Source organism: Acidiluteibacter sp. (assembly GCF_055129545.1).
Genome location: NZ_JBSRUB010000027.1, coordinates 114,808 through 130,606 on the forward strand (window position 1 = coordinate 114,808; position 15,799 = coordinate 130,606).

The following is a 15,799-nucleotide window of genomic DNA, read 5'->3' on the forward strand; positions in this document are numbered from 1 at the left end:
GATACTATTGCAACTATCTGCGAAAAAAACATGGCTAAGAATTACCTTTCTGATGGACAAGAGTATCGTGCGCTATTAATTGAAGAAGAAACAGCAGAATTTCACTTGACTTTATATGGTAACAGTACATATCGGTTTGCTGCTTGCAGTGGCTTAAGCGAAGGTAATTTGATTTTCTCTGTTTACGATAAGGATAGAAATCCTATTTTCTCAAATAAAGATCACGCCATCAGCCCATATTGGGATTTCAAAGTAACCAACACACTGGATATTATAGTAGAAGGAAATCTTAATCTAGACAAACTAGGTTCCGGATGTGCTGTTTTACTAGTAGGATTTAAACCCTAGTATAAAACCAAACTTTTAAAAATGAAGGTCTTGAATAATTAGTTTCAAGGCCTTTTTTTTATTATTTTCATAGCGTCAAATGGGCCTCGATTTAAATCAACAAAATGAGTGAACGGATACTAAAAGCATTAATGCAACTATTTGCAATTGTGGCAAATGTTGGAGAAGACAATAAACTAGGTAGAGACTTTGTTGCTTTCTTTTTGAAGCAACAACTCAATCAAGAACTAGTCAATAAATACCTTGAGGTTTTTGATGAATTTGTTGAACAACAAAGCAGAAAAAAAGACGGATCTAAAGCAAGAAAAAGAACCTCAGTTAACTCTGTAAAAGTATTGGTGATTTGTACGCAAATCAATAAGGAGTTGACTCAAAAACAAAAGATATTTGTACTCCTTAAATTATTAGAGTTCGTTTATCTTGATGAAGATGTAGTGCCACAAGCATTAGAATTTGTAGATACAGTTGCAGATACATTTAATATAGAGCCCGAAGAATATAAGCGTTGTAAGTCCTTTATTGAGTCAGATGTTGATCACTCCATAGATTCTGAAGATTTCCTAATAGTAGGAAGCCAAGCTCCAGAGGCCAATTCAAAAACCAAGTTTATTCAAGCTGAAGGGCTAAATGGAAAATTGAGAATCCTTTTTGTAAAGAGTGTCAGAATGCTCTTTGTAAAATATTTAGGAACATCAGAATTACAGTTAAATGGACAGATTATTCTTCCTTATAAGATTTACATCCTCAACCAAGGATCAGCACTAAGAGGAAGTAAATTATCTACCATCTATTACAGTGATATTATTAGTAAGTTTTTGTCAGACACCAATGAGGAGCTTACAACTTTTACAGCTGATAACCTTACGTTTCAATTTAAAAATGGCAACATTGGACTTCATCCAATGTCATTTCAAGAAGAGTCAGGTGGGTTGATTGGAATTATGGGTGCCAGTGGTGCTGGAAAATCCACACTACTAAATGTATTGAATGGAAATTACGCACCAACAACTGGTGCAGTTAGAATCAATGGTTTTGATATCAATGACCCTGAAAATAAAGAGAAAATTGAAGGGGTTATTGGCTATGTTTCTCAGGACGATTTATTAATTGAAGAGTTAACCGTATTTCAAAACTTATTTTTTAATGCAAAGTTGTGTTTCGGAAATTTATCCGAGAAGCAATTAATTAGAATGGTGATTAAAGTCCTTAATTCACTCGGACTATATGAAACCAAAGATTTAAAAGTTGGTAGCCCAATGGATAAAACCATTTCCGGTGGTCAGCGAAAGAGAGTAAACATAGCTTTGGAGTTGATTCGAGAGCCAGCAGTACTTTTTGTTGATGAACCTACTTCTGGTCTATCTTCAAGAGATTCTGAAAACATCATGGATCTACTAAAGGAACTTTCATTAAGAGGAAAGTTAATCTTTGTGGTCATTCACCAACCATCTTCAGACATCTTTAAAATGTTTGACAAACTACTCATCTTAGACACGGGTGGTTATTTAATTTACAATGGAAATCCTGTTGATGCCATTATTTATTTTAAAACATTGGCCAATCAAGCCAATAAATCGGAAAGTGAGTGCGGGGAATGTGGAAATGTAAACCCTGAACAGATTTTTAATATAATAGAATCCAAGGTAATTGATGAATATGGAAATCTAACAGATAGTAGAAAAACCTCGCCTCCTGAATGGCAAGAAAGTTATAAAGAAAAGAATGAAGGCGGACCATTAGCTGCTATCAAAAATACTGAAAACCCAGTCATTACTTTCAAGATACCCTCTCTTTTCAAGCAGTTTAAAGTATTTTTAAAGCGAGACATTCTAAGTAAACTGACCAACAAGCAATACTTGTTGATCAACTTTTTAGAGGCTCCAATTCTAGCTTTTATTCTTGCGTTTATTGTGAAGTATAAAAATGTAGATGCCGCTTTAAATACTGGTTACATATTTAGAGAAAATGAAAACATCACCGCTTATATTTTTATGTCGGTAATTGTTGCTTTATTTATGGGACTAACAGTGGCCGCAGAAGAAATTATCCGTGATCAAAAAATTAGAAAACGGGAAAAGTTTTTGAACTTAAGTAAGGGAAGTTATTTATTTTCTAAGATCAGTATCATGTTCATTGTTTCTGCAATTCAAACGCTCAGTTTCGTTTTAGTAGGAAACTCAATCTTAGAAATTCAAGGAATGTATTTTGATTATTGGTTGATTCTTTTCTCCACATCCTGCTTTGCCAATATGTTAGGACTGAATATCTCCTCAGCCTTTAATTCGGCAGTCACTATTTACATTTTGATTCCTTTTCTGGTGATTCCACAATTGATTTTAAGTGGGGTGATTGTAAAATTCGAAAAGCTAAATCCTACTATCACAATACAAAACAAAGTCCCATGGAGCGGAGACATTATGGTGAGTAAATGGGCTTTTGAAGCACTTGCTGTTAATCAATTTAAAAATAACAAATTCAATAAAAACTTCTATTACGCTGATAAAGAGTTGAAAACTTACGGATTCAAGAAGAATTTTTGGATGGGTAGAATGAAGGAAAAGGTAAACTTCGTAGAAAGAAACCTAGCAGATAAAACTAAAAGAGAAGAAGTTATCAGCGGCATTGAATTATTAAAAAATGAAGTCATAAAGGTTCAAAAACTAGTTCCTGAAAATATATTTTCGAATCTTGACAAACTAAGTATTGAGCAAATTGATGGCCCTACAATCGAGCTATTAAAAGAGTATTTAACCGAACTGAATGATTTATTTATTGACCAATACAATAAACTAACTTCAGAAAAAGATAAAATTGTTGTAGCCTTAAATAAAACAGATGAGGATCGAGAGGCATTTATAAAATTAAAGGATGACTATACCAATGAATCATTAACTGACTTGGTAACTAATAAAAATGATTTGAATAAAATTATTGAGTGGAATAATAAATTGGTTCAACATTCCAATCCTGTATTTAAAGATCCAGATGGATTTAGAGCTCATTTTTTCGCTCCATCAAAAGAGCTTTTTGGACAGAAAATAACTACCTTTTCTGCAAACCTTTTAGTGATCTGGCTTTTCTCAATTGGTTTAGCCATCACTCTATATTTTGATTTATTGAAACACCTGTTAGATTGGATAGAAAAGCAATTCTCAAAAGTTAAATTCGCCAAGTAGCACCAAACTTTTACCCACAGAAAAAGCTCCTTAAAACAATTTATTAAGGAGCTTTTTTTGTGTTTTAAATTAGAAGAGTATTACTCTTCCATTTCTACCATTTTAAAAGGAATGTTAATGATCGCTTGGTAATCTTCACCTGCTTCTAACATATCTTCATCGTCTTCTTCGTAATACCAGTTAATCACCGTCTCACTGCCACCGCTATTGATTTTTTCTAACTTTTTAAACACATCCAAAATACATTTAGATGAACTGGTATTAAAATACTCTAATTGAATCCGAACTGAAGTACTTTGTTTAGGAGTACTTGAGTATTCTTCTAATTTATCAATTAGCGGCTTATAAAATTCAATAGAATTTTCAGGAATTGAACGGCCTTTGATTAATAATGAACCTTCCTCTAAACTAAATTCAATTGTTGGGGTTTTTGGTGTACCCTCTATTGTTAAATTTTCCATTTTCTCTACTTTTTAATATTCTCCAATCTTAACCAAAAGGCTATAGAACGTATATTTATCGTCTAATTTTTTAAAATCATATTCTAATTTGTGAGCAGACTTTCGAGCGATGTCTATCATTCCAAGACCACCGCCACCTTTCTCTGACATCATTCCGTTATTCAGTACTTCCTTATAAAAATCTTTGAGTTCATCAGGCTCTAGAGAATTAATTTTATCAATTCTTTCTCTTAAACCATCCACATGATTGTTATCCATGTAGTTTCCTGTACATATTAAATAAGACTCCTCTGATTTTCCAATCACAAATATGACTGAAGAAACGTCTTCATTTCCTACTAAACCAGGATTTTCAGAGATATGATGATAAAGATTTTGCAAAGCTTCTACCAATACATTATAGACTTTCTTTCTAATCTTCGATGGTTCATCTAATTTATCCATCTTAGATTCTACAATCTGCAACACTGATGTCACTAACTCTGAGGAAACGTCGCCTTTGTAAGACAATATTATATCGTCTTGTTTCATAAGGCTATAAAAGTTGTACAAGTCTATATCCATCCCAACTAGGTGTGCTACTTCATAATAAATTTCTCAACTTTTTGCTGAAAAACAACAATCGCAATACAGCAATTATTTACAGTGCTAATATAATGCATATTGTGACACAAAAAAAAATAAATTTAAGTAAATAACCTATTATTATTTCAAAAAAAATAATAATCCCTTAAATGTTAAAATTAGGAGACCTTGTGAATCTAGTTTATTTACTTTTGCGTTCCTAAATTGATCCAAATAAAGGCTTAATATGATAAATAAAGAATGGTTTAAAGATTGGTTTGACTCTCCCTATTATCACTTACTTTACCAAAGTCGTGATGAGGAAGAAGCACATCTTTTTATTCAACGATTAATAGATCGATTTTCCCTTAAACGCGGGTTAAGGATAATTGACATCGCCTGTGGGAAGGGCCGTCACTCTAAATTTATCAGCACACTGGGATTTGATGTCACAGGTATTGATTTATCCGCCGAAAGTATTGTATATGCTCAAAAAGATGAAAGTTCGAGCCTTCATTTTGCGCGTCATGACATGCGAGAAGTCTTCAAACCAGGCTATTTTGATGTTGCGTTAAATCTATTTACTAGCTTTGGATACTTTGAGAACGAGGCTGAAAATAAAAAAGCGATTCAATCCATGGCCGGCAATTTAGTCAACAATGGTTATTTGGTTATTGACTTTCTGAATGTTAAAAAAGTCATTTCTAATTTACCAGTCAAAGAGGAGAAGACTATAGAAGGTATCACATTTAACATTAATAAGTTTCTTGCTAAAGGTTATATCACAAAAGAAATCGAATTTTCTGATGAGGACGAGCAGTATCATTTTACAGAATATGTTAAAGATATCAGGCTCTCCCAATTTCAAGAGTATTTAAATGAATCAGGGTTAGAGATTCTACATACCTTTGGAAATTACCACCTTGAACAATTTGAAGAAAACAATTCTGATCGATTAATATTAATTTGTAAAAAAATCAATTAAATGACTACATGGGCTGTTCTTCTTTTGTTTTTAAGTTCTGCAATTAGCGGAATCGCAATGGTTTGGTTTAAACCAAATGGCACAAAAAACATTAAGCTTTTACTTTCTTTTAGTGGTGCTTTTTTAATGGCCATTTGTTTTCTTCACTTGCTTCCTGAGTTATTTACAAATGCTCCAAAAGAAGTCAGTTTATTCCTCTTAATTGGATTTTTTATGCAATTGCTACTCGATTACTTTTCGGGTGGCATTGAGCATGGGCATATGCATGTTCATCACAACCATGTGAAAAAATTTCCTTTTTTGGTTTTCTTGAGTTTGTGCTTCCATGCATTTGTTGAAGCAGCACCTGCCTTTCATTTTCATGAAGGGGATCATAGCCACGAAGTGTCTCCACTTTTGATTGGCATATTACTACATAAAATTCCAATCTCTATTGTTTTAGCTAGCCTTTTATTGGCCAATCAAATCAAAAAAATAAATGTAGTCATCGCACTAATAATCTTTTCCTTGATGGCTCCCTTGGGCGGATATCTAGGCCATTGGTTGAGCCACAACGACCAATTTGCCAATCTATTTCCATACCTAATGGCGCTTGCAGTTGGAATTTTATTGCATATTGCAACTACCATTTTATTAGAGACCAGCGAAAATCATAAATTCAGTAAAATGAAAATAGTAAGTATTTTAGTCGGAGCTATACTGGCCATAATAGCGACCTATTAAACTCTTGTTTATTAAAGATTTTTAAGTTTTTTTTCTTTCATTTAGAACCCTCATTAGTTAACTTTGTTGTCAATAAAAATAAATCATAAAAACAATATAAAATGGCAGTATTAGTCGGAAAAAAAGCACCTCACATTTCAGCAAGTGCAGTTGTAAATGGTGAAGAAATAGTAGAGAATTTTTCATTGGATCAGTATTTAGGGAAAAAGCATGTTGTATTATTCTTTTATCCTAAAGATTTTACTTTCGTTTGTCCCACTGAATTACATGCATTTCAAGCAAAATTAAAAGAGTTCGAAGATAGAAATACAGCAGTTGTTGCTTGTTCTACTGACACAGAGATGTCTCACTGGGGGTGGTTGCAGGTAGCTAAAGACAATGGTGGTATTCAAGGAGTAACTTACCCAATCATTGCAGATACAAACAAAACGATAGCCACAAACTTTGATGTTTTAGCTGGAGAATGGGACTACAATGACGAAGGTCAAATGATGGCTCACGGCGAAATGGTAGCTTACAGAGGTTTATTCTTAATCGATAAAGAAGGAATCGTAAAGCATCAGATCGTAAACGACTTACCTTTAGGTAGAAATGTTGATGAGGCCATAAGAATGGTTGATTCATTGCAGTTTTTTGAAGAAAAAGGTGAAGTTTGTCCAGCGAACTGGTCAAAAGGAAAAGAAGGAATGAATGCAACTCATGACGGTGTTGCTTCATACTTATCAGCCAACTAAATATAAAATAGATAATGAGTCCTAACTTTCGAGTTAGGACTTTTTTTATGCGGGTATTTATCGAATTAGTAGAAAACTTCCTGAGAATTCTTCAAACAGTCCGTCTGGTTTCAAACTGTATTTAATCGAATAAACATAATTTCCGGGAGGTGATATTTTACCACCAAAAGTTCCATCCCATTTCTGATTTTGATCTCTTGTTTCAAATAACAATTGCCCCCAACGGTTATAAACTTGAAACTTATAATTGACATAATCACATTCATAAGTGGTTCCAAACTGTTCATTATGACCATCACCATTAGGAGAAAACGCATTGGGCATAAAAATATCACATTCACAATTTCTATAATCAATCCGAATTGTATCTGAATCAGTTCCGCAAATATTAGATGCATATACAGAATAGGTCCCAGGATCTTCTATAATATATCTCGACTTTTCAGAGCCATCTTGCCACAAATAATCCACATAATTAGGAGCCAAATATATTACATGGTCATCTCCAAAACACATGACCTTATCTTCCCCAAAATTTAACTTAGGTGCTTTAATAAATGTCACATTTATGGTATCTGCTGCGGCGCATCGTCCAACATTTGCTGTAACCGAATAATTACCTGTCTTTACAACAAGGAGTTTCGCATTTCTTGAACCATCTTGCCAACGATACGATGCATTCGAAAAAGTAGCATCTAGTATTAAAGAATCTGTACTACAGATTAATGTATCATTTCCAAAATCAACAGTAGGAGTCGTGGAAAAAATAATATTAACAGAATCTACTTTTACGCAACCATCTTTAGAAACCTTTACCCAATAAAGTCCTGATTTAGTAATTGTATATATCGGTTGTGAAGAATTATCTTGCCACAAATAGGTAGCTCCTGCAAAGGTGACATCATAAATAACCTCATCACCCTCACACTCTATTTTATCCTCTCCAAGTGAAATGGAGGAAATTTCGCTGTAAGTTACTCCTATCGTATCTCTTGCCACACATGTTCCCAAAGTTACCTCCACCCAATATTCTCCGGTTTTATTGACAGATAAAGTAGAGTTAGTTGACCCATCTTGCCATTTAAAGGTGGCGCCATTTGTCGTAATTTTCGAATCAAGAGTTATTGCTCGTTGATTACAAACTGTAGTGTCGTTTCCCAAATCTATAACGGGCTTGTTATACTTAGTTACAGTCACTGTATCCTTGGTGGTACAGCCATCTGCTGTAACCTCCACCCAATAAATTCCTCCTTCTGAGATTGATAAAGTAGGTGAAGTTGAATTGTCATTCCACAAATAAGTGGCACCAGCGTAAGTAACATCTAAAACCATTTGATCTCCATCACAAATCACTTTATCGCCACCTAATGTCACCGTTGGACTTTGATTGTATGTGATGGAAACAGAGTCACGAACGGTACAACCGTTTGTGGTCACATCTACCCAATAAATTCCCGTGTTAGTCACAGAAAAGGTGGAACCTTTTGAATTATCTTGCCACGAGTATGTTGAAACATTATTCGTTTGGGTTGCATCTAAAACATAAGGGATCTGACTACAGAAGACAGTATCAACACCTAAATTAACTTTGGGAGCAGGTCTTTCAGTCACATTAAAATTCTCTCTTGATTTGCACCCTCCTCTATCGTAGGCTACCCAATAAATTCCAGGTTGACTTATCTGATAATTAGGAGATGTAGTGTTATCAAACCATTGATAAGAATAACCCGCTTTTCTAACGTTCAGATCTAAAATAGATCCTTCACAATAAAATGTATCAGTATTCAAAGTTACTGGTGAAGTATATTGAAACATTGACCTAATATTATTGCTTCTCCAACCTCCGATTACATAACCGAGATTACCTATTACAAAAGCCGAAGCATTTGAACGGTCTCCTGAAGTAAAACCGCAGATCGATTGCCAAGTATTTTGTGCAGGAAAATAACGATAGTAGTCTCCCTGGTCTAACCCTGATCCCAATTGATATCCTCCTCCTGTGACTAATTCACTATTTACGACAAATGACATGGCGTTTAATCTTCCAGGACCGGGCAAGCTAGCCAGTTGAACCCAAGTATTTGTAACAGGGTTATATTTCCAAAGGTCATCAAAATCATTAATATAATTATGGCCCAAACCAATATAAATTTCATTTCCGATGGCTTCGGCTATTCCCTCGCTCCTTGCACCTATTGGAAAGTTATTTATTTGTCGCCAAGTGTTTGTAGCCGGATTGTATTCATAAAACTCATTAAATGGTCCAACTCCGGACTGATTCCCCCCAATTACATATCCAAGACCATTCACGGAAGTTGCCTTTGCTCCTGCACCACCAACTCCCGGATAGTCTGCAATTTGACTCCAAGTATCAGTTAATGAATTATATTTATACATGTTCGTGTAGGTCACAGCACCATTCCAACCTAAACCAACGTAAGCATCAGTTCCAATTGTAAAAGAAGTTCCTAATCTTCGTCCTGTGCCCGGGAAATTAGCTTTTTGAGTCCAACCATTAGTGATATTGTCATACTCCCATAGTTGGGTAGAATTGGTCACACCATTTGATCCATTTACTATATATCCTTTATTACCAATATCAAAACCTGTACTACTTCTCATCCCATTCCCAGGATAAACTGTCCTAGTAATCCATGATTGCCCATAAGAATTCAATCCAATAAAGAGATGGACAATAAAAATTAGATATGCAAGGCTCCGATTAGGCATTGATTTGGTAAAACGATTTAATTAGATCTTTGTTGTTTCTCAATTTCTTAAACTTAACAATTAAGTCTAAATTATGTGCTAAAATTAAGACGTATCACAACAAGAAAGCGTCCACTAGTAAAAAAATAAAAACTAGAGAAATGAATTTATCTCACTAAAGTTAACGTTCCGTTGTATGTAAATCTACTTTGTGAATAAGGGTTAGTGTATTCAATGATATAAAAGTAAGTTCCCGTAGGTGCTTTATAACCTCCAATTCTGCCATCCCAGTATATATATTGATTTTCTGTTGTATAAACATTTTCTCCCCAACGATTAAAAATATTCATTTTAAAAGTGGTAATTGGACAATCTATGTTCGTTTCAAAAACATCATTCACTCCATCATCATTTGGACTAAAAACATTCGATACATTATCAAAACAATCACATTCTATAAATTGAACTTGCGCAGTATCAGAGATAGTTCCACATTGATTAGATACTTGAACAAAGTAGATTCCATCTTTATTAATATTATACTTGGAGTCCGAACTTCCATCTTGCCATAAATAAACTGACTCCTCATTAAAGGCATCCAATAATAACCTCTCATTTGCGCACAATATGGTATCCATAAAGTTCAAGAAAGGCACATCAATATATTTTAGATTAATCGTATCTCGGGTCGTACATCCGTTCGCCGTAACATCCACCCAAATTGAACTCGATTGCACAAAAGATTGAATAGGGTTAACCGAATCATTACTCCATAAGTATGATGCTCCGATAGCAGTTACATCTAGTGTGAGTACCTCATTTTTACAGAGTAAAGTGTCATTTCCTAAATCCACAATTGGATTTGGTAAATAAGTTACTGTAATAGAATCTCGAGTAGTACATCCATTCACTGTCACATCGACCCAATAAATTCCAGCTTGAGTGATTGTTTGCGTTGCTAAAGTGGAATTATTTTTCCAACCGTAGCTTCCGCCTGCAATAGTGGCATCAAGAAGTAAAGTCTCACCTAAACACAAAGCGGTGTCGTTTCCGAGATTAACTAAAGGTGGCGTGAAATAAGTCACTTCGATAGAATCTCGAGTAGTACAACCATTCACCGTCACATCTACCCAATAAATTCCGGTTTGAGTCACTGTAAAAGTTCCAAGTGTAGAATTGTCTTGCCATAGGTAAGCTCCTCCTGCATTAGTGGCAACTAATAAAAGTGCACTATTATCGCAGAAGTTAGTATCATTTCCTAAATCCACTATTGGATTTGGAAAATAGGTTACTGTAATAGAATCTCGAGTAGTACAGCCATTCACTGTCACATCGACCCAATAAATTCCGGCTTGAGTGATTATTTGCGTTGCTAATGTGGAATTGTTTTTCCAACCGTAACTTCCACCTGCTGTGGTGGCATCAAGAAGTAATGTCTCACCAGCGCATAAAGTGGTATCGTTTCCGAGATTTACAATAGGAATACTATACTTCACATTAATTGAATCTCTAATGGTACAGCCATTTACTGTCACATCTACCCAATAAGTTCCTGTTTGAGTTACTGTAAAGGTTCCAAGAGTAGAATTATCCTGCCAAAGATAGGATCCACCTGAAGTAGTCACATCAAACAAAAGTGGATCATTATTACAAAGAATCGTATCATTCCCAAGAGAGACTAAAAATGGCTGTGTACTGGTATAAGTAAATAAAGTACTTAAGTTAGATTGTATAGCTCCGTTGGTGCCTGAAGTACTACCATAGTTTGTGTTAAAACAAGATACTAATGGACTTGTAGCGATCCCACCAAGTCCACCTGAAGAACTCATATTAGTATTTCCTAGTATCGATGAATTTGAATACTTAATATATCCACCACTACCTCCACCTCCGGTACCAACACAAGAACCTCCATTAGTCATATCTCCTCCATCTCCTCCATTTGCGCTCACGATAAGAGTTCCTTGAACTATTGAAAAATCAAGCATTATAGCACCTCCTGCTCCTCCACCTCCAGCTCCATCACTACCAGAACTTCCAGCAGATTCTCCATTACTTGAAATGGTTTTATTATTGGCTATTACAACATTTGATTTTAGAAAAATGATTCCTCCTCCTGCTCCTCCATCAGAGCCATTTGGACCATTAGAGTCACCTCCACCTCCACCACCACCTAAAAACACTTTGGTTGAAGATAAAGTATATGGTAAAATTTCTCCACCAATCCCGCCAATTGCAGCTGGACTAGGACAATTAGAGAATTCATTTCCTCCTTTCCCTCCAAATCCTGCATTGCTACCTCCTCCTCCGCCAGAATTATGACTATTACCACCACCGCCACCATTAGCGACATGTCCCCTTCCATAATTCTGTATAATTGGATTAATAGTAATCCCTTCACCTTTCTCGCCACCATTAAAGTTTCCAAGTGGTGCAAAGTAATTTGTTCTGCCACAGCTGCTAGAACTGAATGAATAACCCGCTCCTGAATAAGTTAATCCTTTCCTAAAACCGCATGACTCTAACTCAATATTTCCATTTAAAATTAAGGTATCAATAACATCTAATGCTAAAATTCCACCTTCGTTACCATCCCATTTCTTTGCAGTTAACCGATTACTAACATTCACTTTAGAAAAAGTTGGTATCGTAACGACCTGAACTGATGAAGCTGTCGAATAACTTTTGGTTAGGCTTCCAGAGATAACTATAAAATTACTTCCAACTGATCGAATTTTTGCAAATTCATAGTTTCCTGCATCATTTAAACTTATAATATCACCATAAGTACTCGTGTTAGATGAATTAATTGTAGCCCCTTGCATCTGAATAATTAAAAGGTTATCAATTTGACTAAACCCCGTTGTATCAGAAACAACTAATGTATCACTACATGGCGAAGAAATTATCTGAGTTACTTTTGCATATTCATTTATGATCCCTGAGATTGTATTTGAATTTGGGACATAATTAACTATTATAGAATCTCTTGTTGTACATCCATTTAAAGTTACATCAACCCAATAAACACCGGCCTGAGTTACAGTAAAAGTTCCCAAAGTTGAATTATCTTGCCACAGATAAGTCCCACCAATGGTAGTCACATCTAAATTTAATACACTGTTGTTGTATATACTAGTATCATTACCAAGATTTATATTTGGTGGAGTGGCGTATGTCACCGATATTGAATCTCTAGTAGTGCAACCATTCACTGTTACATCGACCCAATAAATTCCAGTTTGGGTAATTGTAAAAGTTGATAATGTTGAATTATCTTGCCATAGATAGGTTCCACCTGCAGTAGTGGCATCTAAAAAAAGTGAACTGTTATCGCAGAAAATAGTATCATTTCCTAAATCCACAATTGGATTTGGTAAATAAGTTACTGTAATAGAATCTCGAGTAGTACATCCATTCACTGTCACATCTACCCAATAAATCCCAGCTTGAGTGATTGTTTGCGTTGCCAATGTGGAGTTGTTTTTCCAACCGTAGCTTCCACCTGCTATGGTGGCATCAAGAAGTAATGTCTCACCTATACAGAGAGAAGTATCATTTCCTAGATTAATAGCCGGGGTTGGAAAATAAAATACTTCAATGGAATCTCTAACTGTACATCCATTCACAACTACATCCACCCAATAGATGCCAGGCTGGGTTATAGTTTGTGTCGCCAAAGTGGAGTTGTTTTTCCACAAATAGGTTCCTCCAAGAATTAGTTTATCAACAAAAAGACTTTGAGACCCACACAATACGGTATCCATATAAGTTGAAGTTAAAGGAAAATAACTCCATAGATCTTTCAAATAATTTGTACCTCCGGCCCTTCCCGCAAAAACAAAACCCTGGTTATCCGCAACAAATCCAGTAGCATTGGAACGGCCAACTCCTGGAAAATTACACAAGGTAGTCCATGTATTTAATGCAGGGTTAAACTCATAGTAGTCATTTAACACAGCACCAGATAGTCGATGACCACCCCCAACATAGGCGGTTCCGTTTATGACGAAAGATATTGGCTGCAATCTTGGAACTCCGGGAAATGAATTAATCTGTAACCAAGTACTATTATTAGGATTATATCTCCAAATATCTTTATAATCAACAGAGTTATTGTGTCCAAATCCAAAATAAAGAAATCCTCCTAAACTAAAAGCTTCACCCCCAGTTCTATTGGTGAAAGGAAAATTGCCCAGAGAAGTCCAAGTGTTTGAAATCGGATTATACTTCCATAAGTCTCTATGAAGAGATGCGCTCCCTTGCCCTCCTGCACCAATATATGCTTCTCCATTGTGCACTACACAGAAAGAAGCCCTACCTCCGGATCCCGGATAAGGAGCCACTAATGTCCAACTATTTAAAGTTGGGTTATATTTATACATTGAGCTATTTGAAGACCCACCACTGGTACTCCATCCTAACCCAACATAACCATCGCCGCCTATTTCAAATGCGATTGCTGCTTCCCTTCCTGCTCCGGGAATAGGGGCTATAGTCGACCAAGTTTTAGTTACAGAATTATATGATTCAAAATCATTCAAATAACTTCCATTAAAACCTGTGCCTAAATATGCTGTATTTCCAATAACGAATGAAACAGGATTTTTTCTAGCTGAAAAAGTAGGACTAACTTCTTGATTCCATCTTTGAGCTACCAGCAAGGTAGAAACCAAAAAAAAGGATAATGAGAACAGGAGTAATTTTAATTTCATAAGCTTATATAATACCTACCCTCCGATAGAAACTCTGACTTTCTGAGTATAAGCTCGCAAAGCTTTTGGAAATGGGATATTTTCCTTTTGCATCTCGTTTTGAATCCAGATTGCTGCCATCACATGTGTAAGCTGCTCTCCTTCATCATCACCTTCTACTACTATTTCAGGTTTATTTTCCTCTAAAATAGCATTTTCTGCGCTTTCTAGTTCACTTAGTGTGTGATTTTCTACTAGTTTTTTTATTATTGGAATCTTCATATTTACAGCTTTTCAATTAATGAAACGACCACGTCCTCTTTACTCGTAGCAGTTCCTTCTACTAATTTGCCATTCTTGAAAATGGCGAAAAATGGCAAATTGTCTACACCAGCAGCTGCTCTTGCTATTTCATTCTCTTCTGCGTTTACTTCTAAAAATGAAACGTCTGCATATTTCTCGTCGTTAGATAGTCTCTTAAATTTAGGAGCAAACAGTTTGCATGAGCCACACCAATCTGCATAATACTTAATGATTACATTTTCCTTGTTTGATACATTCTCTTCCCAACTTTGGTCGGTAATTTTTTCTACTGCCATAATTTCTAATTTTATATCGTTTTTGCTTTGTTCCAATATTCATCCATTTCAGCCAATGTCATTTCTCCCATCACTTTTCCATCTTTGGCCGATTCTACTTCTAGGTACTGAAACCGTTTTATAAATTTTTTGTTTGTCTTTTCTAACGCATCTTCCGGATTAACACCTAAGAATCGCGCATAATTAATGATTGAGAACAATACATCGCCTAACTCGTCCTCTACTTTCTCTTTCGGAGAATTGGCTTCAACCTCCACCTTCAGTTCAGCTAACTCTTCTTCTACTTTCTCATAAACTTGCTCTTTCTTCTCCCAATCAAATCCAACTCCTCGGGCTTTATCTTGAATTCGAATCGCCTTAATTAAAGCTGGTAAAGAACGAGGGACGCCTTCCAATACGGACTTATTCCCTTCTTTTAACTTTAGCTTCTCCCAATTATCTAATACTTCCCGTTCATCTTTCACGACTACATCTCCATATATGTGTGGATGTCTGTGAATCAACTTTTCACAAATTCCATTCAATACATCTGACACATCCCAACCATGGCTTTCTGACCCAATTTTTGAGTAAAAAACCAAGTGTAAAAACAAGTCACCTAGCTCTTTTTTAACTTCCGGATAATCCTCATCGTGAATTGCATCTACCAGTTCATAGGTTTCTTCTACGGTTAGGTGTCGAAGCGTTTGCATGGTTTGCTTCTTATCCCACGGACACTTTTCTCTCAAGTCATCCATGATGTCAAGCAATCGTTTAAATGCCTCTAGTCGTTTATCCATAACTCAATTTTGTGCAAAAATACGCAC

12 protein-coding genes are annotated in these 15,799 nt (G+C 35.6%); 5 read left to right on the forward strand and 7 right to left on the reverse strand.

Features of this window, described 5'->3' with window-relative positions:
- The first annotated feature begins 30 nt into the window (after positions 1-30).
- Together ACTB0X_RS14410 and ACTB0X_RS14415 are read left to right on the forward strand one after the other, a co-directional pair.
- Positions 31-348 carry a hypothetical protein gene (locus ACTB0X_RS14410; RefSeq protein WP_463025751.1) on the forward strand — a complete coding sequence of 106 codons (318 nt, stop codon included), beginning with the start codon at positions 31-33 and terminating at the stop codon, positions 346-348.
- Positions 349-452: 104 nt separating this feature from the next.
- The gene (locus ACTB0X_RS14415) at positions 453-3,524 is read left to right on the forward strand and encodes an ATP-binding cassette domain-containing protein (protein ID WP_463025752.1); all 3,072 of its coding nucleotides are present in this window, start codon (positions 453-455) and stop codon (positions 3,522-3,524) included.
- 80 nt (positions 3,525-3,604) lie between these two features.
- On the opposite strand, the gene ACTB0X_RS14420 is transcribed toward ACTB0X_RS14415, so the two are convergent.
- Positions 3,605-3,985: a DUF1987 domain-containing protein gene (locus tag ACTB0X_RS14420; protein WP_463025753.1), complete on the reverse strand. Its 381-nt coding sequence runs from the start codon at positions 3,983-3,985 to the stop codon at positions 3,605-3,607.
- Positions 3,986-3,997: 12 nt separating this feature from the next.
- Positions 3,998-4,549, reverse strand: coding sequence for a SiaB family protein kinase (locus ACTB0X_RS14425; protein ID WP_463025754.1), 552 nt, complete (start codon positions 4,547-4,549; stop codon positions 3,998-4,000).
- A gap of 247 nt (positions 4,550-4,796) precedes the next feature.
- Here ACTB0X_RS14425 and ACTB0X_RS14430 point away from each other — a divergent pair, with 247 nt between their 5' ends.
- The 3 genes from ACTB0X_RS14430 to ACTB0X_RS14440 all read left to right on the forward strand — a co-directional run bounded on the left by ACTB0X_RS14430 (position 4,797) and on the right by ACTB0X_RS14440 (position 6,991).
- Positions 4,797-5,534 carry a class I SAM-dependent methyltransferase gene (locus tag ACTB0X_RS14430; RefSeq protein WP_463025755.1) on the forward strand — a complete coding sequence of 246 codons (738 nt, stop codon included), beginning with the start codon at positions 4,797-4,799 and terminating at the stop codon, positions 5,532-5,534.
- On the forward strand, positions 5,535-6,257 hold the full coding sequence (locus ACTB0X_RS14435; RefSeq protein WP_463025756.1) for a ZIP family metal transporter: 723 nt from the start codon (positions 5,535-5,537) through the stop codon (positions 6,255-6,257).
- 101 nt (positions 6,258-6,358) lie between these two features.
- Positions 6,359-6,991, forward strand: a complete 633-nt coding sequence (locus ACTB0X_RS14440; protein ID WP_463025757.1) for a peroxiredoxin — start codon at positions 6,359-6,361, stop codon at positions 6,989-6,991.
- A gap of 57 nt (positions 6,992-7,048) precedes the next feature.
- On the opposite strand, the gene ACTB0X_RS14445 is transcribed toward ACTB0X_RS14440, so the two are convergent.
- From ACTB0X_RS14445 to mazG, 5 genes are all read right to left on the reverse strand, one after another.
- Complete coding sequence (locus tag ACTB0X_RS14445; protein ID WP_463025758.1) at positions 7,049-9,613, reverse strand: Kelch repeat-containing protein; 2,565 nt, start codon at positions 9,611-9,613, stop codon at positions 7,049-7,051.
- A 254-nt stretch (positions 9,614-9,867) separates the two neighbouring features.
- On the reverse strand, positions 9,868-14,415 hold the full coding sequence (locus ACTB0X_RS14450; protein WP_463025759.1) for a T9SS type B sorting domain-containing protein: 4,548 nt from the start codon (positions 14,413-14,415) through the stop codon (positions 9,868-9,870).
- A 15-nt stretch (positions 14,416-14,430) separates the two neighbouring features.
- Positions 14,431-14,676, reverse strand: a complete 246-nt coding sequence (locus tag ACTB0X_RS14455) for a DUF6952 family protein (protein WP_463025760.1) — start codon at positions 14,674-14,676, stop codon at positions 14,431-14,433.
- Positions 14,677-14,678: 2 nt separating this feature from the next.
- A complete protein-coding gene (locus tag ACTB0X_RS14460; protein WP_463025761.1) occupies positions 14,679-14,993 on the reverse strand; it encodes a thioredoxin family protein in 315 nt (104 codons plus the stop codon).
- Between the two features lie 11 nt (positions 14,994-15,004).
- Positions 15,005-15,772, reverse strand: a complete 768-nt coding sequence (gene mazG / locus ACTB0X_RS14465; protein ID WP_463025762.1) for a nucleoside triphosphate pyrophosphohydrolase — start codon at positions 15,770-15,772, stop codon at positions 15,005-15,007.
- Positions 15,773-15,799: the final 27 nt, after the last annotated feature.

Excerpts from the sequence above, each read along its gene's own strand:
- ACTB0X_RS14425 (WP_463025754.1), bottom strand. The coding sequence starts at position 4,549 with ATGGATATAGACTTGTACAACTTTTATAGCCTTATGAAACAAGACGAT.
- ACTB0X_RS14455 (WP_463025760.1), bottom strand. The coding sequence starts at position 14,676 with ATGAAGATTCCAATAATAAAAAAACTAGTAGAAAATCACACACTAAGT.
- ACTB0X_RS14430 (WP_463025755.1), top strand. The coding sequence starts at position 4,797 with ATGATAAATAAAGAATGGTTTAAAGATTGGTTTGACTCTCCCTATTAT.
- ACTB0X_RS14445 (WP_463025758.1), bottom strand. The coding sequence starts at position 9,613 with ATGAGAAGTAGTACAGGTTTTGATATTGGTAATAAAGGATATATAGTA.
- ACTB0X_RS14420 (WP_463025753.1), bottom strand. The coding sequence starts at position 3,985 with ATGGAAAATTTAACAATAGAGGGTACACCAAAAACCCCAACAATTGAA.
- mazG (WP_463025762.1), bottom strand. The coding sequence starts at position 15,772 with ATGGATAAACGACTAGAGGCATTTAAACGATTGCTTGACATCATGGAT.
- ACTB0X_RS14450 (WP_463025759.1), bottom strand. The coding sequence starts at position 14,415 with ATGAAATTAAAATTACTCCTGTTCTCATTATCCTTTTTTTTGGTTTCT.
- ACTB0X_RS14415 (WP_463025752.1), top strand. The coding sequence starts at position 453 with ATGAGTGAACGGATACTAAAAGCATTAATGCAACTATTTGCAATTGTG.
- ACTB0X_RS14435 (WP_463025756.1), top strand. The coding sequence starts at position 5,535 with ATGACTACATGGGCTGTTCTTCTTTTGTTTTTAAGTTCTGCAATTAGC.
- ACTB0X_RS14410 (WP_463025751.1), top strand. The coding sequence starts at position 31 with ATGGCTAAGAATTACCTTTCTGATGGACAAGAGTATCGTGCGCTATTA.
- ACTB0X_RS14440 (WP_463025757.1), top strand. The coding sequence starts at position 6,359 with ATGGCAGTATTAGTCGGAAAAAAAGCACCTCACATTTCAGCAAGTGCA.
- ACTB0X_RS14460 (WP_463025761.1), bottom strand. The coding sequence starts at position 14,993 with ATGGCAGTAGAAAAAATTACCGACCAAAGTTGGGAAGAGAATGTATCA.